Raw genomic sequence first — 17,148 nt, forward strand, 5'->3', positions numbered from 1 at the left:
TATGTCTCAATTTGGAAAAGCAAGCAGCAAACGTGGAAAACCTACTTATGCCTATGCCATCATCGGAGTGTCTCTGGTGTTGTTTTTATTTGGCATTGTGGGCTGGTTTTTTCTTAACCTGCGCAAAACTGCCGATTATTTTAAAGAAAATATACAGGTACAATGTTTTTTAAACAGGGATGCCACGCCTAAAAAGATAGACAGTTTAAAAACTTATGTTACCGCACTGCCTTATGTAAAATCGGCGGAGTATGTAACCAAGGAAATGGCCATCAAAAAATTTGAAGCCGATAATGATACCACCTGGCGTCAGTTTATCAAAAGTAATCCCCTGCCGGAAAGTATCGATTTTCATGTAGCTGCCGATCATGTGCAGTCTGATAGCTTAAAAGCCATATCTGCCACAATTGAAGCCGCTTTTCCAGGCATGGTAGCGGAATATAAATTCCCCGATGAGATCGTATCTAAAGTGGGTGGATTTGCAAAAATGATGTTCATTGTTGTTTTAGTGGCTGCCATTATCCTTACCATATTAGTGATCTTTTCCATTGATAATACTATCCGCCTGGCTATGTACAGCAACCGTTTTTTAATTAAGACAATGCAAATGGTGGGTGCCACCCGCTGGTTTATTGCCAAACCTATTAATATCCGGGCAGTCATAAATGGCCTTATTGCCTCAGGCATCGCCATTGCACTGGTTTGGGGCGTAATGATACTGGTGGAATCTTTCAGGCCCGAGTTTAAAGTTTTAAGGGATAATAAAAGCCTGATTTTACTGTTCCTGGGCATTATCTTCCTGGGTATTACCATTACCCTGGTAAGTACACACCGTGCGGTAATAAAATACCTGCGGATGAAATTGGACGATTTATATTAATATTGCACTTTAATAATAACTCATGAGCAACGAAAAGAAACAACCACAGGTAACCAATCAAACCCTGTTTACAAAAGAAAATTATATCTGGATGCTTGCTGGCATTGTGGTAATGGCTATTGGTTTTGTTTTAATGTCGGGTGGCAAAAGCCCCGATCCAAAAGTTTTTAATGATAACGAAGTGTACAGTACAAGGCGTATCACTGTTGCACCAATATTAATTATCGCCGGTTTACTGATAGAGATCTTTGCTATTATGAAGAAACCGAAGACCAATGAATAATGCATAATTTATACTGAATACTATTTTGCGAAGTTTTGCTTCGCATTTTTTATTTTAACTGCTTAAAACAATTACATGGATACTGTACAATCAATTATTATCGCCATTGTGGAAGGGCTTACAGAGTTTTTGCCTATATCTTCAACGGCCCACATGAAATTTGTAAACCCTTTACTAGGTGTTTCTCCCTCTCCTTTTACTGATATGTTTGAAGTGGTGATTCAGTTAGCCGCCATATTAGCTGTAGTGGTTTTATACTGGAAGAAATTCTTTGATTTTAAGAGGATCAGTTTTTATATCAAGCTGATCATTGCGGTGATACCAGCATTAATTGCCGGCTTCTTTTTAAAAAAACATATTGATGTAGCATTGGGCAATCTCACTTTTATTGCCTGTGTAATGGTGGCTGGTGGTATCATACTTTTATTTATAGATAAGGTATTTAAAAACCCAACAGTAGACTCCGAAGAAAAAGTAAGTAATAAAACAGCCTTCGTTATTGGCTGTGGCCAGGTGCTCTCTATTATTTTTCCGGGGTTAAGCCGCAGTGCGGCTACTATTATTACAGGTATGAGCCAAAAGCTTACCCGGAGTGCTGCTGCAGAATTTTCTTTTTTCCTGGCCGTACCAACCATGCTGGCTGCATCTGCAAAAAGTTTTTTAGATACTTATAAAACCAATCCGGAAGTAATTGCAAAAGACAATTTAACTACTTTGCTTATAGGCAGTGTGGTAGCTTTTATCGTTGCTCTTTTAGCTATTAAATTTTTTATCGGCTTCTTAAAAAAATATGGCTTTAAGGTTTGGGGGATATATAGAATTATTGTTGGTGTAATAATGCTAGCGCTTATTTTTTCCCATGTTATTAATTAAATACCGGTAAAAGGGTATTTTATTTGTAAGCAATAAATCGTACTTATGTCCTCTAAAATAATTTTATGATAAAAACAAAAATGCTGATTGTATTACTGGTAGTAATTGGCTTTACTTCCTGTAAAGATTATGGTAAAAAAACCACCAAAGGACATATAGAAACTTATTACAAGGATGGTATTACAGAAGACCAGGCTAAAAAAACTGCCGCCTTAATGTATTATGTCGACTCTGTATCCAACAATGCCAAAGGGCAAAAAAGTTTTCAGCTTTGCAAAAAAAATGATACGGTTTGTTTTAGAATGGTAGTGAATGTAGAAAAAGCAAAAGAAATGGGCGATTTTAGTTTTTTAGCTATTGGCAATATGGTTTCCGACAGTGTGTTTAATGGTGCTCCCGTAAATATGGATCTTACCAATAACACATTTGAAAGTGTGAAGCTCATTACATATAAAAAACTTGATTTTGATAGTATTGAAAAAAGCAATCACTAATAGTAATGATTTAAAAAGACCGCCTTTATGCTAAAGGCGGTCTTTTTATTTTACAAAAGCTCCCCGGGTTTTGAGTTGTTGTAAATCAGTACAAAAACGTACATTTACTTTAAAGCCACCAGCATGCAAACAGCTTCTAAAAAAGTTATTAATGGATGGGCCATGTACGACTGGGCCAACAGTGTTTACAATTTAGTAATCACTACCACTTTTTTTCCCGCCTATTATGCGGCAGTAACATCGCTTAAAAATTTTCCTGATGGCATTACTTTTTTAGGCCGTCATTTTGTGAATACCGAACTAAAGGATTATGTACTGGCATTTGGATTTTTAGTAATAGCGCTATTATCGCCAATTCTTTCTTCGATAGCAGATTATAAAGGCAATAAGAAAAATTTCATGCGTTTCTTTTGTTACATGGGGGCAGCAAGTTGTTCGCTGCTTTATTTTTTTAATAAAGACCATGTAACACTGGGATTGATGTGCTTTATGTTTGCGGGCATTGGCTTTTATGGCAGCCAGGTGTTTTATAATTCTTATCTGCCCGAAATAGCTGCAGAAAAAGATATGGATCGTATCAGCGCTAAGGGTTACACGATGGGCTATATTGGCAGTGTATTAATGCAACTGGTGGGTTTTGCATTGGTGATGACAATGGAAGACAAAGGCCTTGCATTAACCATCACTTTTTTATTGGTAGGAATATGGTGGGTGGGCTTTGCCCAGATAACATTTGCCAGGCTTCCGATTAGTCCTAAAAGTGAAAGACAGGCAAAAAAACATGTTTTAGTTAATGGTTTTCATGAATTAAAAATTGTATGGCAGCAGGTAATTAAAATGCCTGTGTTAAAAAGATATTTAGGGGCTTTCTTTTTTTATAGTATGGGTGTTCAAACCGTAATGCTGGTAGCCATAGATTTTGGTATTAAAGAATTAAAATTAGCTGACGATAAACTGATCATTACTGCGGTAATTATTCAGTTGGTGGCCATTGCTGGCGCTGTAGCCATGTCTAAACTTTCTGCCACTTATGGCAATATTAAGGTTCTGATTTTTACTGTTCTGTTATGGATTGGTGTTTGCATTGCAGGTTATTTTATTACTACGGAATTACATTTTTATATTTTAGCATCATTGGTAGGGCTGGTAATGGGAGGTATACAATCGCTCAGCCGCTCTACTTATTCTAAACTAATGCCCGAGACAAAGGACACTGCATCTTTTTTTAGTTTTTATGACGTAACAGAAAAATTTGCTATCGTAATTGGATTATTCAGTTTCGGATTAATAGAAGGCATCACCAACAGCATGCGTAATTCCCTTTTAGCATTGATAGCCTTTTTTGTATTAGGTTTATTAATGTTGCTCGCCACAGCAGCAACTCAAAAAAACAAGACCGTTACTTATTAATTTTGCACTATGAAATTATATTCCATCAACGCCGGTTATTTTAAATTAGATGGTGGCGCTATGTTTGGTGTAGTGCCTAAAAGTATCTGGAACAAATTAAACCCTGCAGATAACAACAATATGTGCAGCTGGGCTTTGCGCTGTTTATTGATTGAAGATGAAGGCAGGTTGATCTTAATTGATAATGGCATGGGTGATAAGCAGGATGCCAAATTCTTCGGGCACTATTATTTACATGGCGATGATACTTTAGATAAATCTTTAGCCAAATATGGTTTTACAAAAGATGCTATCACCGATGTTTTTTTAACCCATTTGCATTTCGATCATTGTGGTGGCAGTATTGTAAGAGACGGAGATAAATTAGTACCGGCATTTAAAAACGCTACTTACTGGAGTAATGAAAGGCATTGGCAATGGGCTACCGAGCCTAATGCCAGGGAGAAAGCAAGTTTTTTAAAAGAAAATATTTTGCCGATTAAAGAAAGTGGTCAATTAAAATTTTTGAGCGTGAATAATGAGTCATCAGATTTGAGTGCTTCTGATGCCTCACGTCTCACCACTCACAACTCTCCACTCAGCTCTCACCTCTCTTTCTTTACCGTTAACGGGCACACCGGTGCTATGATGTTGCCAAAAATAAATTACAATGGTAAAACTATTGTGTATATGGCCGATCTGTTACCCTCTGTTGGCCATATTCCTTTACCTTATGTGATGGGGTATGATATGTTTCCTTTAACAACTTTAAATGAGAAGAAAGCTTTTCTTACCGAGGCTTTAGAAAATAATTATATTTTATTTTTTGAACACGACCCTGTTAATGAATGTTGCAATCTGCAAATGACAGAAAAAGGAATCCGTGCAAAAGATATTTTTAAACTGGAGGAGTTAGTGTAGTACAGTGAAATTATTATTTCGCTCTGTTAAAAACGGAATATAATTCCGTTGTACTACTAACTTACTTCACACTAATAAGTGAGGTTAAAGGATAACGTAAATTTCTATACCCCATCATATCCACCTTAACGCTGCCCACTGCAATCGGGCTTTCTACCCTTAGTAATAAATGATTAGGATCATCACTCACCCAGGCATTCATTTTTTCACCACCTTCAAAAATGGTTCCTTTAATCAACAGCGGCTTGAATTTTATCGCATTAAATTTCCCGTAACGGGTTTTAATTTTTTCTTTTCCTAAATAGCGGATGTATAAATGATAGACTTCATCATCCAAAAACATATCAAAGGGGATTTTATCATCCACTTTATATTTACTAAAGTCGATATTACGTGCGTAATATACTGCACTCACCACATCCTGTATACAATTGGTAACTTTAAATACCCCATTGGTGCTTACTGCAGTACCAGCCCCCTGGTTAAACGTTACGTTATTGTATTTTTTATAACCGCCTTCGTCTACATTACGGATAAATTTGTACGGCGTTAAATTAGTAGTATCAATATAACTTTCGTAGCGGTCTCTTACTTTAAAAAAATTATCGAAAAAAGAATAGGTCTTTCCTTCACCTACACAATGGTACACCGGCTTGCCGTTAAATCTTTCCAGCGTAGTGGAAAAAGTAGCTTCGCCTGCACCAATATAAGCACCCATGGCACTGTAAAAAACTTTCATCGTTACCACTTCATCCGCTTTAAAAGCAGTATTCCTGATGCCACAAAATTCATCATAAGGTTTAAAACTCAAACAAACTAAACCTAAAACCAGTAAACTGCACTTAGCGTAACGTATCATTTTTCTTTTACTATTTTAATGCCTAAAATTAACAAACTGCCAATTATTGCAGGTATCACTAAATTAATTAACCATATCGATAATGCCGCTGTTTCTATCCCCAAAGTATTGGTACTGTATAATTTCATCAGCTCCATACTGGCTTTTGCCCTTACCGGTAATTCTAAAAAACCAATGGTAGGCGCTACAGCCATTACCAGGTAAAAAACTGTTATCAGCCAAAAACTCAATCCTGCATCTATATTCACCTGCATTACCTGCAGCAACAAAATATACTGCAACACAAAAGTAAGATACCGCAATAGCGACAATGACAGTATCCTAAGCAATTGGCTTGCCGAAAATTCATCCAGCACTTTAATATGCCTTACAATTTTATTAAATGCTGTTAATTTTTCCATTAAGCTTACCAGCCAGCCTAACCTGATATAAAATAAAAAGAGCAATACCGTACCTGTGATACTAAAATAGATCAGTACGTTGCCCCAAAAGTCAGGTAAAACACTTAAAGCGTTGCGATTGGTATGTGAAAAAAACCTTAAAAAAATCAATCCGGCACAGCCCATTATCATGGTTACCAGTAACTGGCTGATGCTGCTGACAATATTCAGCGATATCGCTTTGATACGATGTTCCTCTTTTATAAACAATATCCTGCCGCCGTATTCGCCAATGCGGTTGGGTGTAAGCATGGTAATACTGCAACCGGATAACACTGATTTAAATGCTCTGGCAAAAGAAAATTGCTGTACATGCAATACCAGTAATTGCCATTTCCTGGCTTCAATACCCCAGTTCACCAGCATCAATAAAACTACCGCTCCAAACTTCCAGCTTTGCCAGCTTTGTTGCACCTGCTGCCAGCGCTGCTCCAGGTCGTGTTGTTGCATCAACTGTTTGTACAGGCTGATGCAGAGTACAATTAATAACACCGGCCCTAAAAAATAGTTGACTAATATTTTGATACTTTTGTTCAATACGCAATGTTAGTTCAATTATCAAACCCAAAAAATTTTTAGTGTGCCAAAGACAAAGCCCTCCATCATTTTAGGAATTGACCCCGGCACAATAATTATGGGCTATGGCTTAATTAAAGTAGAAGGCAATACCATCACCTTGCTGGATATGGGTGTATTACAACCGGGAAAAATAAAAGACACCTATAAAAAACTGCAACTGATATTTAATACAGTCAGTGGATTGATCACCAAATACCAGCCCGATACTTTTGCTATTGAAGCACCTTTCTTTGGCAAGAACGTACAGAGTATGCTTAAGCTGGGCAGGGCACAAGGTGTGGCTATTGCTGCTGCCATGCGCCATGGCCTGGATGTAACAGAATACTCTCCTAAAAAAGTAAAACAATCCGTTACCGGAAATGGAAATGCAGGTAAAGAGCAGGTGATGAAAATGCTGCAGCAGATCTTACAATTTAAAGATGATCCTAAACATTTTGATGCCACCGATGCTTTAGCTGTAGCCGTTTGTCATCATTTTCAAAACAGGTTACCAGTAGCAGCAACAGCAAATAAAAAGGTAAAGGGATGGGATGCATTTATAGCGCAGAATCCGGGGAGGGTTAAAAAGCTGTAGGTTTTTTGTTACGGATTTATTTTAAAAGGTTACGAGTTACGGGTTTGTTTAGTTTTTGATTGTTAGCGAAGAATTACGCCTATAACAATTCGCAAACAATCAATTAACACGTAACCCGAAACCCGTAACTCCGGCAAACTGTTTTGTTTTAAATGATACTTCTGAAAATTCGCAAACGATCTGTTAACCTACAACATATTTAACCCGTAACTTTTTTTAACCCGTAACTTCGTAAGCATGGTCATCCGTTCAAAAACATTGCGGTTTGTAATTTTAATCAGTACGGTACTGGTTACTATTATTATTGCAGTGCAATTATTCTGGCTGCAAAAAGTATATAAATACGAAGAGAAACAATTTAACATCAATGTTTCAAAAAGCATTCGTGGTTTGTATAGAGATATGCAAATGGTAAACGATGTTTCAGACAATGTGCAGAAAGTAGTGGAGAATCCAAATCCTGACCTGTATTTATTAAGAATTGATTGTAACCCTTATTTAGATAGCCTTTGGCTGAATCTTAAAGCCGAGCTTACCGATTTTGATGTATACACCGATTGTGAAGCCGCTATCTACAGCCACGAAAAAAATGCTTTTACCAATGAGCAATACATTGATTTGCCTGATGCATATCATGCCCCCAAAGAAAGTACTGCTATTCCTGTTTTAAAAAGAGATTATTCTTATGTGGCATTATTTTTTCCTCACCGGGGAGAATATATTTTAAAGCAGATGTATTTCTGGATGGGATCCGGTGGGTTGTTGTTACTGGTATTAATTGCTTTTGGAGCCAGTATTTTTTATTTGTACCGGCAAAAATTTTTAAACGAAACACAAAAAGATTTTGTCAATAATTTTACGCATGAATTTAAAACCCCTTTAGCCGTTATTAAAATAGCTGCCGAAGTTTTACAACAACCTAATATTGCAGATAAGCCAGAGAAATTAAAAAACTATGCTGCCATCATTGATGAGCAAACTACTCACCTGCAGGCGCAAACACAAAGGCTTTTAGAAATTGCTTATACCGACAGTAATAAAGTACCGTTGGAAAAAGAAAAATTTGACATCACTGCTTTATTACAACAGGCCATTACAGATCTCCATCCGTTGATAGAACAAAAAAATGCGACTATTGAAACCTCGTTTTCACACAACGGCAATATGGTTACTGCAGATAAATATTATATGCTGCTTGCTTTCATCAACCTGGTAGAAAATGCCATCAAATATTCTACTGATCCTAAAATTCTTATTTCTACTTACACAGAAGGAAAGGATTGTTGCATTGCTATAAAAGATAATGGCATTGGCATAAAGGAAGAACACCAGAAAAAAATATTCGACCGCTTCTTCAGGGTTACTGAAGGCGAGCTGCATACGGCGAAGGGTTTTGGATTAGGCCTGAATTTTGTTAAGAAAGTGATTGATGCACACGGCGGAAAAATTGACGTAAAAAGTATGCCGGGCAACGGTAGCATTTTCACCATAAAAATTGCAACTTCTTAAATTTGTATCATGAGCAAAGCAAAAGTTTTATTAGCCGAAGATGATCTTTCTTTAAGCTTTGTTATTAAAGATGGCTTGCAGGATGCAGGCTTTGAAGTGATCCATTGTGCAGATGGAGAAGCTGCCTGGCAAAAATTTCAGAAGGCTTCCTTTGATATTTGTTTGCTGGATATTAATATGCCGGTAAGGGATGGTTTTTCTTTAGCAAAAAAAATAAGGCAGCAAAGCGATGTGATTCCTGTGATATTTTTAACCGCTAAAAGCCTGGAAGAAGATAAGATAAAAGGTTTTCAGACTGGTGCTGATGATTATATCACCAAGCCCTTCAGCATGCAGGAGCTTATTATGCGAATGGATGTTTTTTTACGTCGCACCAAAAAATTAAAATCTGACGCAGTAGAAGAATATAGATTGGGCACGCTACGATTTTCTTATGACGAATTAAAAATTTACAGCGATACAGTAATCACATCTCTCACGCAACGTGAAGCTGACCTGCTGAAGTTTTTTGTTACGCACCTTAATAAAATTTTAAAAAGAGAAGAGCTGCTGCTGAATGTGTGGGGCAAAGATGATTATTTTTTGGGCAGAAGTATGGATGTGTTCATTACCAAACTGCGTAAATATTTAAAACCTGATCCAAACATTGCCCTGGAAACTATACATGGTGTGGGATTCAGGTTACAAATAAATTAAAGGCTGCTACGCAGCTTTTCTTTTGCCACAGATTGCACAAATTACACAGAAAATACAATTTAGTTTTCTATAATTTGTGTAATCTGTGAGATCTGTGGCAAAGTTTTTTAAGGCAAAGCCTTAAAGGTTGCTTACTATTTTTTCTTGTACTGCTTTTAATTCTTCGGGAGTAGTTTTTGTTTTTCCCTTTGTAAAATTCAAATCGTTGGCAGAATTAATTGGCAGCAGGTGTACGTGTGCATGGGGCACTTCCAATCCTACTACGCTTATACCACAACGGTTGCAATCAAATGATTTTTCAATGGCATGTGCAATAGGTTTGGCAAACACCAGCATGCCGGCAAGATAATCATCCGGCATATCAAATAATTTATCTACTTCTACTTTTGGCACCACCAATACATGTCCTTTAACCAATGGTTCAATATCTAAAAACGCAAAGAACTTTTCGTTCTCTGCAATTTTATAACAGGGAATTTGTCCGGCAATTATTTTAGAGAAGATGGTCATACAATTTATTTTATTAAAGATACAATAGAAAATTATTAGGGTGGGTCACTTCAATAAGGTGGCTCACCCGGTGTTTTGCAGAGAGAGACAATTTATTGAAAAGATTCCACCGGGGTTTGCAGAATGGTCACCTTATTTAGATTTTTACGAGGTGAGCCACCTTAAAGAGGTGACCGACCTGGTAAAACCAGAAAGAAAAAACCCATTCACTGATCAGCAAATGGGTTAAAAAATTTACATCAAAAAATTAAATCGATATCCCTTCAATTTTAAATTTTAAAGTTCCTGCCGGTACCACCACATCAACCACATCACCAATTACTTTTCCTAACAAGCCTTTACCAATAGGTGAAGTAACAGAAATTTTACCCAGTTTTAAATCAGCTTCTTTTTCTGAAACGATCTGGTACGTAACCTGTTTTTTAGTACCTAAATTGGTTAATGTTACTTTGGTAAGAATGCTCACTTTGCTGGTATCAATATTGGTTTCATCCAGTATACGTGCAGTGGCAATTACCCCTTCCAGGTATTTTATTTTTGCTTCCAGCATACCCTGGGCTTCTTTTGCAGCATCATATTCGGCGTTTTCTTTTAAGTCACCTTTTTCACGTGCTTCAGCAATAGCTTTACTGGCAGCAGGCCTGTCTACACTTTTCATCAAATGAAGTTCTTCCTTCATTTTTTCAAAAGTATCTTTCTTAACATAATTCGTTGCGCTCATAAAAATTCTTTTAGTAAAGAGAAAAAAAATACAACGCCCCAGATTGCCTAAGGCGTTGCATATACTGCAAAAGTAGTGAAATTTTTAAATACCTAATTTTTCCAGTATAACAGCGCTCATTTTATAAAACGCCTCGTGACTGTAACCGGCAATATGTGGTGTTATAATTACATTGGGTTGGTTCACAAGGAAATCTAATTGTTCCTTTTGTGTACCAGATAATGTTTTTAGCTTCTCATTCTCCAATACATCTAATGCTGCTGCTGCAATTTTATGCTGTTGTAATGCCGTTATTAAAGCGTTAGTATCTACCACTTTACCTCTGCAGGTGTTGATTACCACGGGCTTTTGCTGCAAGCTGTTAAAAAAAGCATCGTTGGCAATATGATGGGTTTCTTCGGTTAATGGCAGATGAAAACTGATCACATCTGCATAACGGGCAATCTGCTCGGGGTTAGCTTCTTTAATGTATCCTTTGGCAAAACCAAATTTATATTTATCGTAAGCCAGCACCGTTACATCAAATGGTGCCAGCAATTTTGCAAAACTGCTGCCGGTATTTCCATAGCCAATAATACCCACCGTTTTACCGGTTAGTTCAGTACCACGGTTAGCATCACGTATCCACTCGCCTTTTTTAATTTCTTCAAAACTACTGTTGATCTTATTTAATAAGCCCAGTAACATACCTAAGGCATGTTCAGCAACTGCATTACGGTTACCTTCCGGACTGCTTTCGCATTGTATGCCTTTTGCCCTGGCGTATGCTACATCAATTAATTCCATACCGCTACCTAATCTGCCGATCCATTTTAATTTACCGGCTTTATCTAAAATATTTTTATCAATGGCTAATCTTGTGGTAACAATTAATCCTTCTGCTCCGCCAATAAGAGTGCTTAATTCTTCATAAGTTATCTCAGGAAGATAGTGCACTTTAAATGCTTTCGCTTCTAAAGTATCTATAAGGTATTGATGTACTTTGGCGGTTATAATAACCAGTTTTTCAGTATCCATTCTGCTAAATAGTTTTTATCTTACCTGTAAAATTAAACCTCATTTATGTTTACTAAAATTTCTTTTTTAATTGTCGTATTGTTCTGCAGTATACAATCCTTTGCCCAAATGGCCGACCTGGAAGAAAAAAAGCCCGAAACGGTAGATGGCATTGAATACGGCTATTATATAAAGAACGAACAAACCAAAAGTGTAAAAGATGAAGAGTACGGACGTTTTGAAATTACTTTGTATGCTACCAATAAAAGTGGCTGTACAAAAATATATGCCGAAAAGACTTCCATACTTTCTTCTGAAAACTCCAGTCTTATTGCCGGTTTTAATTGCACCAATGCCAATGGCAAAAGATTAACTGCAAAGAGCGGCTCTGTAAAAGCCAGGGATTTTTACCTCAATGCAAAAGTGCAGGAAAATGGAAAAGAAATTACCAAAGCAGTAAAAGCTGGTTATATTTTCCGCAACGGCGAAACCCTTAAAACAAATATTATTGTATTGGTTCCAAAGGGAGAAAGGCCTGTGGTACAATGCACCATCAATAATTTGCCTGAGTTGTAAGCAGTGTGGTAAATTAAAGAGCTAAAAAGAAATGCTCAATAATCAATGTTCAACACTCAATGCTCAATAGAAACGCATACAGCAATACCTTGATTTTTCAGCTGAGTAGTTGATCCTAAAAGAAATGCATTTTCATTTACCATTGCACATTGAGTGTTGAACATTTTCCTATCTTAATGACTTTGCCCTTTATAAAGCAACTACCTCGCCGCAATCATACTGATCTCCACATTCACATTTTTAGGCAATGTTTTTACAGCAACGGTTTCTCTTGCAGGAAAATCGCCGCTGAAATATTTGCCATAAATTTCATTTACCTGGCCAAATAAATTCATATCGCTTAAAAAGATGGTGGTTTTTACCACATTGCCAAAATCCATTGAAGCTTCAGTTAAAATTGCTTTTAAATTCTGCATTACCTGGTGGGTTTCTTCAATGATATCTGCCATCGCCAGTTCGCCGGTGCCAGGTTTTAAAGCTACCTGTCCTGATATAAAAAGTAAATTACCGGTTAATACGGCCTGGTTATAAGGGCCAATTGGTGCCGGTGCATTGTCGGTATTAATGATTTCTTTTGCCATTGCTGATTTTATTTAGTCGAAATGCAAATATATCTTTTTGTAACCACCTATTTTTGCAAAAAATAATTGATGAAGATTGTAGCCCTGGCAGATGATGAACAATGGAACGCATTGATTGCGGGTAATACTGCTGTTGAATGGATAAGAGCAGGAGAAAATTTTTCTTTTGATCATTATACTGATGCCGCTGCTTTTTTTATGTTACAGCAAAATGCAGTGTATGATTTTACTATAACAGCAACCCCTGTTTTCATCAACAGTGTTATTACCACTTTGCAGGAATTGAATACACCTGTAAATGTATTGCGGATAAATGGATGGCAAGGTTTTATGCAAAGGCCCGTTTGGGAAATTGCAGGAATAGTTGATGACAATATTAAAACCATTGCTGAGAAGATCAGTAAAAAAATAATACCAGTTAAAGATAAACCCGGGCTTGTGGCTGCAAAAATTATTGCCATGATAATTAACGAAGCTTATTTTGCATTGGGTGAGGATGTAAGTACTACAAACGAAATTGATATTGCAATGAAGCTGGGTACTAATTATCCTTACGGACCATTTGAATGGGCGGAGAAGATGGGTATCAAAAATATTTTTACACTTTTACAAAAATTAAGTTTGTCAGATAGTCGCTATAAACCAGCACCGGCATTACTGGCAGCAACACAAAATAATTAATGAGCCTTATACTAAATATTGATACTGCAACAGAAACAGCACAGGTAAATTTTGCCCGTGATGGTATTGTTTTACAATCATTACAAAATGTATCACAAAAAGACCATGCATCATTTGTACAGGTTGCCATACAGCAATTGCTGCAATCTGCTGCCCTGTCATTAAACGATGTTGATGCTATTGCCGTAACTGCAGGCCCCGGTTCGTATACAGGGTTAAGAGTAGGTATGTCCAGTGCAAAAGGTTTATGTTATGCATTAAACAAACCATTAATTGCCCTCAACACTTTAGAGGTTTTAACTGTTGCAGCAATACAGGAAATCAATGTTGCAACAAGCATTTTATATTGCCCTATGATAGATGCAAGGCGAATGGAGGTGTTTACTGCACTCTATACACAAACATTAACATCTGCTTTACAACCCTGTGCAATGGTACTGAATGAAGATTCTTTTACTGATCAATTGCAGCAAAATCCAATCGTTTTCTTCGGCTCAGGTGCAGCTAAATGGCAAGCCGTCTGCAAGCATTCAAACGCTTCATTTGCAGTTGTTTCAAACGTCATCAATGCCATGGCTCACCTGTCAGATAACTACTTTCAAAAGCAGGCATTTGCCAATCTTGCTTATACCGAACCATTCTATCTTAAGGAGTTCCAGGACAAAATATAAAAGTTTATAATTAACTGTAAAAGGCATTTTTTTAGATAAAATATGTTTTAAATATAGTTGCATAAACAATTATTTGTATATTTGGTCGTTCAAATATTGTTCAAGCATAATTAAAATTTAAGTCTTATGATGGTTGCAACCCAATCAGCGGAGTCGGCTATTTCGACTTCCAAACCCTCGTCCGAGTCTTCTATTCATGTGGATTATCATGCGCTGAAAAAAGCCGCCCTTGTTTTAAGAGCATTAAACCACAAACTTCGCCAGCAATTGCTGAAGTTGATTGAAGAAGAAAAAAAGATTACTGTTACCGAAATTTATGTTCGTTTGCGCCTGGAGCAATCCGTAGCATCACAACACCTGGCTATACTAAGGAAAGCCGGTATTGTTTCTACACAGCGTGATGGTAAATTTATTTACTATGCAGTAAATTTTAAGCGGATTGAAGAAATAGATACTTTTGTTAAGCAACTTGTTGGTTAATTTTTTTTAAGTATCATAAAGCGTCCCGTCAATGACGGGACGCTTTTTATTTTTACCTTTGTGTAAATTCTATTTTATGTTTATTAAGCAATTATATACCGGCTGCCTTAGTGAAGCAGCATACTATATTGAAAGTGAAGGAGAAGTGGCTATCATTGATCCGTTGAGAGATACAGAAGAATATATCCTGTTAGCTAAAGAAAGGAACGCCGGCATCAAATATATTTTTGAAACACATTTTCATGCTGATTTTGTGAGTGGTCATTTAGACTTGAGTAAACAAACCGGCGCACCAATTATTTATGGCCCTGGTGCAAAAACCAATTTTAAGATCTACAATAGTAAAGACGGAGAAATATTTAAACTGGGCAAAATTAGTTTTGAAATTTTGCATACGCCAGGGCATACTATTGAAAGCACCTGTTATTTATTAAGAGATGAAAATGATAAACCACACGCCATCTTTACCGGCGATACTTTATTTGTGGGAGATGTAGGCCGACCCGATTTAAGCAGTGGCGATATGAGCAGTGATGAGCTGGCAGGTATTATGTACGATACTATTCAAAATAAAATTTTACCATTGGCGGATGATATCATTGTTTATCCTGCACATGGTGCAGGCAGCAGCTGCGGAAAAAATTTAGGACCTAATACTTTCAGCACCATTGCCGAAGAAAAACAAAATAATTACGCTTTACAACCTCAAACCAAAGAGGCATTTATTAAAGCCGTAACAGAAGGCCTAACAGAGGCACCGAAATACTTTGCCGTAAATGCAGAAATAAATATGAAAGGTTACGATAGTTTAGATGCAGTAAAAGAAAAAGGCCTTACCCCTTTAAGTATTGCAGCTTTTAAAAAATTAATGAGTGAAGATGTATTGGTGTTGGATACCCGCCACGCTGATATTTTTACACAGGGCTTTGTACCCGGCAGTATTTTTATTGGTCTAGAAGGCCGTTTTGCCGAATGGGCAGGCAGCTTATTACCTTTTGATAAACCTATGATACTGGTTACAGAACCGGGTATGGAAGAAGATACTGTAATTCGTTTGGCAAGAGTAGGTTTTGATAAAATGCAGGGTTACTTAAAAGGCAGCTTTGACGCCTGGCAGGCAGCGGGTGAAAAAGTGGACATGATCATCAACATAGAAGCTGATGAACTGGCGATGGATATTCCGCATGATGACCATTTAGTTGTAGTAGATGTACGAAGAGAAACTGAATTTGCTGATGGCCATGTAAAAGGTGCACAAAACATTCCTTTAAATGAAATGACAGACGTTGCCACTATTGCCAACTTTGAAGACAACCAGAATTTATACATTCATTGTGCCGGTGGTTACAGAAGTGTTATCGCTTCTTCTTTAATTAAACGCCAGGGCGTTCACAACCTTAGAAATGTAATGGGTGGCTGGGGTAAAATAAAAGAAGAGAAAGGTATTACGGTGGAGAAAGATGCCAGTGTGTTGAATTAGGAGATGGGTGCAGATGATTTTTCATCCACCCACAAATCTTTATACTCTTCCTTCCACTCAAATTTAAACCTTCGGTGGCTCCATAAATAATTGGCAGGATCTTCCTGTATTGTTTTCTCTAACACATCACGGTACAAACAGGTAAGTTCACCGGTTGATGTGCCGGCACTTTGTTCGGTTAATAAAGTAGTGGTAAAATTATAACAGCCTCTTTTTACTTTTTTAAAACCAACGTATACTACAGCAGCATTATTCAGCACTGCTCCTTTTTCGGGACCGGTTACAAATGGTACAGGCCTGCCAAAAAAATTAAGCCAGTAAGCACCCATTGGGTTGCCCGGGTTTTGGTCTGCAGCCAGTGCCAGCATGTATTGTTTTTTAAAAACATCATGCCTTTCGTTTTTAAAATCGCTGGCGCTTATTAAAACTGTGCCATAGCGGCTACGGATATCGTAAAATATTTTTCCAAAAATTTTATTCTTTATAGGCATGTACACTCCCACAAAAGGAATTTTTAAATTAATGGCATACAGTAAATTGGCATACTCCCAGTTAAACTGGTGACCGGCCATAATATTAATGTTATAGCCTTTATCTATCAATTCATTGATCAGTTCAAAAGAGCCGGTACTTCTTTTTAATAATTGTTTTTTAGAGATGGAAATAAATTTCAGGCTTTCAATAAAGGTATCGGTAAAGTATTTGTAAAATTGTTTGGCAATGGCATTTCGTTCTGCTGCTGTTTTTTCGGGGAAGGCAATTTTTAAATTTTTCAATACTACTGCCCTGCGATATTTAAATACATGGGCTAATAAGAAGCAGGCAAAATCGCTGAGTAAATACAAAACAAAAAAAGGCAATAAAGAAATCAGGTACAATAAAGGGAAAACAATATAATACATGGTTGGTGTTTAGGATGCAAGCGGTTGTAAAATGGTGAAGATAGGGTTTAGTT

Annotated in this window: 21 protein-coding genes; 14 read left to right on the forward strand and 7 right to left on the reverse strand. The window is 37.1% G+C overall.

The features are described from left to right. The first annotated feature begins 1 nt into the window (after position 1). The 6 genes from ACQ334_RS08610 (at position 2) to ACQ334_RS08635 (ending at position 4,840) form a co-directional block, all read left to right on the forward strand. Complete coding sequence (locus tag ACQ334_RS08610) at positions 2–880, forward strand: cell division protein FtsX (RefSeq protein ID WP_430987785.1); 879 nt, start codon at positions 2–4, stop codon at positions 878–880. Between the two features lie 22 nt (positions 881–902). Continuing rightward, the gene (locus ACQ334_RS08615; RefSeq protein WP_430987786.1) at positions 903–1,163 is read left to right on the forward strand and encodes a DUF3098 domain-containing protein; all 261 of its coding nucleotides are present in this window, start codon (positions 903–905) and stop codon (positions 1,161–1,163) included. Positions 1,164–1,238: 75 nt separating this feature from the next. Further along, positions 1,239–2,036, forward strand: coding sequence for an undecaprenyl-diphosphate phosphatase (locus tag ACQ334_RS08620; RefSeq protein ID WP_430987787.1), 798 nt, complete (start codon positions 1,239–1,241; stop codon positions 2,034–2,036). Between the two features lie 65 nt (positions 2,037–2,101). After that, a complete protein-coding gene (locus ACQ334_RS08625) occupies positions 2,102–2,530 on the forward strand; it encodes a hypothetical protein (protein ID WP_430987788.1) in 429 nt (142 codons plus the stop codon). Between the two features lie 123 nt (positions 2,531–2,653). Next, the gene (locus ACQ334_RS08630; RefSeq protein ID WP_430987789.1) at positions 2,654–3,940 is read left to right on the forward strand and encodes an MFS transporter; all 1,287 of its coding nucleotides are present in this window, start codon (positions 2,654–2,656) and stop codon (positions 3,938–3,940) included. Positions 3,941–3,949: 9 nt separating this feature from the next. Beyond that, positions 3,950–4,840, forward strand: a complete 891-nt coding sequence (locus tag ACQ334_RS08635) for an MBL fold metallo-hydrolase (RefSeq protein ID WP_430987790.1) — start codon at positions 3,950–3,952, stop codon at positions 4,838–4,840. 61 nt (positions 4,841–4,901) lie between these two features. Here ACQ334_RS08635 and ACQ334_RS08640 read toward each other — a convergent pair whose 3' ends face one another. After that, positions 4,902–5,699, reverse strand: a complete 798-nt coding sequence (locus ACQ334_RS08640) for a DUF3108 domain-containing protein (RefSeq protein ID WP_430987791.1) — start codon at positions 5,697–5,699, stop codon at positions 4,902–4,904. Then, a complete protein-coding gene (locus tag ACQ334_RS08645) occupies positions 5,696–6,676 on the reverse strand; it encodes a lysylphosphatidylglycerol synthase domain-containing protein (RefSeq protein WP_430987792.1) in 981 nt (326 codons plus the stop codon). Before ACQ334_RS08645 ends, ACQ334_RS08640 begins: the two co-directional genes overlap by 4 nt. Before the next feature lie 43 nt (positions 6,677–6,719). Here ACQ334_RS08645 and ruvC point away from each other — a divergent pair, with 43 nt between their 5' ends. From ruvC to ACQ334_RS08660, 3 genes are all read left to right on the forward strand, one after another. Continuing rightward, positions 6,720–7,292: a crossover junction endodeoxyribonuclease RuvC gene (gene ruvC / locus ACQ334_RS08650; protein WP_430987793.1), complete on the forward strand. Its 573-nt coding sequence runs from the start codon at positions 6,720–6,722 to the stop codon at positions 7,290–7,292. A 237-nt stretch (positions 7,293–7,529) separates the two neighbouring features. Next, positions 7,530–8,801, forward strand: coding sequence for a sensor histidine kinase (locus ACQ334_RS08655; protein WP_430987794.1), 1,272 nt, complete (start codon positions 7,530–7,532; stop codon positions 8,799–8,801). Positions 8,802–8,810: 9 nt separating this feature from the next. Further along, entirely contained in the window at positions 8,811–9,497 is a 687-nt protein-coding gene (locus ACQ334_RS08660) for a response regulator transcription factor (RefSeq protein ID WP_430987795.1), read from the forward strand. 120 nt (positions 9,498–9,617) lie between these two features. Here the strand turns inward: ACQ334_RS08660 and ACQ334_RS08665 are convergent, their stop codons facing one another. The 3 genes from ACQ334_RS08665 to ACQ334_RS08675 all read right to left on the reverse strand — a co-directional run bounded on the left by ACQ334_RS08665 (position 9,618) and on the right by ACQ334_RS08675 (position 11,745). Beyond that, complete coding sequence (locus tag ACQ334_RS08665) at positions 9,618–10,007, reverse strand: HIT family protein (RefSeq protein WP_430987796.1); 390 nt, start codon at positions 10,005–10,007, stop codon at positions 9,618–9,620. 247 nt (positions 10,008–10,254) lie between these two features. Further along, complete coding sequence (gene greA / locus ACQ334_RS08670) at positions 10,255–10,728, reverse strand: transcription elongation factor GreA (protein WP_430987797.1); 474 nt, start codon at positions 10,726–10,728, stop codon at positions 10,255–10,257. An 84-nt stretch (positions 10,729–10,812) separates the two neighbouring features. Then, a complete protein-coding gene (locus tag ACQ334_RS08675) occupies positions 10,813–11,745 on the reverse strand; it encodes an NAD(P)-dependent oxidoreductase (protein WP_430987798.1) in 933 nt (310 codons plus the stop codon). Positions 11,746–11,790: 45 nt separating this feature from the next. Between ACQ334_RS08675 and ACQ334_RS08680 the strand changes: the two genes are divergently transcribed. Further along, complete coding sequence (locus tag ACQ334_RS08680; RefSeq protein ID WP_430987799.1) at positions 11,791–12,300, forward strand: hypothetical protein; 510 nt, start codon at positions 11,791–11,793, stop codon at positions 12,298–12,300. Positions 12,301–12,500: 200 nt separating this feature from the next. Here ACQ334_RS08680 and ACQ334_RS08685 read toward each other — a convergent pair whose 3' ends face one another. After that, complete coding sequence (locus tag ACQ334_RS08685) at positions 12,501–12,881, reverse strand: RidA family protein (protein ID WP_430987800.1); 381 nt, start codon at positions 12,879–12,881, stop codon at positions 12,501–12,503. A 69-nt stretch (positions 12,882–12,950) separates the two neighbouring features. Here ACQ334_RS08685 and ACQ334_RS08690 point away from each other — a divergent pair, with 69 nt between their 5' ends. The 4 genes from ACQ334_RS08690 (at position 12,951) to ACQ334_RS08705 (ending at position 16,193) form a co-directional block, all read left to right on the forward strand. Then, entirely contained in the window at positions 12,951–13,562 is a 612-nt protein-coding gene (locus tag ACQ334_RS08690) for a 3-hydroxyacyl-CoA dehydrogenase family protein (protein ID WP_430987801.1), read from the forward strand. Further along, complete coding sequence (tsaB, locus tag ACQ334_RS08695; protein WP_430987802.1) at positions 13,562–14,233, forward strand: tRNA (adenosine(37)-N6)-threonylcarbamoyltransferase complex dimerization subunit type 1 TsaB; 672 nt, start codon at positions 13,562–13,564, stop codon at positions 14,231–14,233. Before ACQ334_RS08690 ends, tsaB begins: the two co-directional genes overlap by 1 nt. A gap of 126 nt (positions 14,234–14,359) precedes the next feature. Further along, positions 14,360–14,713: an ArsR/SmtB family transcription factor gene (locus ACQ334_RS08700; protein ID WP_430987803.1), complete on the forward strand. Its 354-nt coding sequence runs from the start codon at positions 14,360–14,362 to the stop codon at positions 14,711–14,713. Between the two features lie 76 nt (positions 14,714–14,789). Beyond that, a complete protein-coding gene (locus tag ACQ334_RS08705; RefSeq protein WP_430987804.1) occupies positions 14,790–16,193 on the forward strand; it encodes an MBL fold metallo-hydrolase in 1,404 nt (467 codons plus the stop codon). Here ACQ334_RS08705 and ACQ334_RS08710 read toward each other — a convergent pair. Continuing rightward, positions 16,190–17,095, reverse strand: coding sequence for a lysophospholipid acyltransferase family protein (locus tag ACQ334_RS08710; RefSeq protein WP_430987805.1), 906 nt, complete (start codon positions 17,093–17,095; stop codon positions 16,190–16,192). The two genes, ACQ334_RS08705 and ACQ334_RS08710, sit on opposite strands and share 4 nt — an antisense overlap. Between the last annotated feature and the right edge of the window lie 53 nt (positions 17,096–17,148).

Source organism: Ferruginibacter sp. SUN106 (genome assembly GCF_050611765.1).
Taxonomy (GTDB): domain Bacteria; phylum Bacteroidota; class Bacteroidia; order Chitinophagales; family Chitinophagaceae; genus Ferruginibacter.

Coding starts and splice junctions, on each gene's coding strand:
- ACQ334_RS08630 (WP_430987789.1), top strand. CDS start 2,654: ATGCAAACAGCTTCTAAAAAAGTTATTAATGGATGGGCCATGTACGAC.
- ACQ334_RS08635 (WP_430987790.1), top strand. CDS start 3,950: ATGAAATTATATTCCATCAACGCCGGTTATTTTAAATTAGATGGTGGC.
- ACQ334_RS08690 (WP_430987801.1), top strand. CDS start 12,951: ATGAAGATTGTAGCCCTGGCAGATGATGAACAATGGAACGCATTGATT.
- ACQ334_RS08700 (WP_430987803.1), top strand. CDS start 14,360: ATGATGGTTGCAACCCAATCAGCGGAGTCGGCTATTTCGACTTCCAAA.
- ACQ334_RS08660 (WP_430987795.1), top strand. CDS start 8,811: ATGAGCAAAGCAAAAGTTTTATTAGCCGAAGATGATCTTTCTTTAAGC.
- greA (WP_430987797.1), bottom strand. CDS start 10,728: ATGAGCGCAACGAATTATGTTAAGAAAGATACTTTTGAAAAAATGAAG.
- ACQ334_RS08675 (WP_430987798.1), bottom strand. CDS start 11,745: ATGGATACTGAAAAACTGGTTATTATAACCGCCAAAGTACATCAATAC.
- ACQ334_RS08705 (WP_430987804.1), top strand. CDS start 14,790: ATGTTTATTAAGCAATTATATACCGGCTGCCTTAGTGAAGCAGCATAC.
- ACQ334_RS08625 (WP_430987788.1), top strand. CDS start 2,102: ATGATAAAAACAAAAATGCTGATTGTATTACTGGTAGTAATTGGCTTT.
- ACQ334_RS08685 (WP_430987800.1), bottom strand. CDS start 12,881: ATGGCAAAAGAAATCATTAATACCGACAATGCACCGGCACCAATTGGC.
- ACQ334_RS08640 (WP_430987791.1), bottom strand. CDS start 5,699: ATGATACGTTACGCTAAGTGCAGTTTACTGGTTTTAGGTTTAGTTTGT.
- ACQ334_RS08710 (WP_430987805.1), bottom strand. CDS start 17,095: ATGTATTATATTGTTTTCCCTTTATTGTACCTGATTTCTTTATTGCCT.
- tsaB (WP_430987802.1), top strand. CDS start 13,562: ATGAGCCTTATACTAAATATTGATACTGCAACAGAAACAGCACAGGTA.
- ACQ334_RS08620 (WP_430987787.1), top strand. CDS start 1,239: ATGGATACTGTACAATCAATTATTATCGCCATTGTGGAAGGGCTTACA.
- ACQ334_RS08615 (WP_430987786.1), top strand. CDS start 903: ATGAGCAACGAAAAGAAACAACCACAGGTAACCAATCAAACCCTGTTT.
- ACQ334_RS08665 (WP_430987796.1), bottom strand. CDS start 10,007: ATGACCATCTTCTCTAAAATAATTGCCGGACAAATTCCCTGTTATAAA.
- ACQ334_RS08610 (WP_430987785.1), top strand. CDS start 2: ATGTCTCAATTTGGAAAAGCAAGCAGCAAACGTGGAAAACCTACTTAT.
- ACQ334_RS08680 (WP_430987799.1), top strand. CDS start 11,791: ATGTTTACTAAAATTTCTTTTTTAATTGTCGTATTGTTCTGCAGTATA.
- ACQ334_RS08655 (WP_430987794.1), top strand. CDS start 7,530: ATGGTCATCCGTTCAAAAACATTGCGGTTTGTAATTTTAATCAGTACG.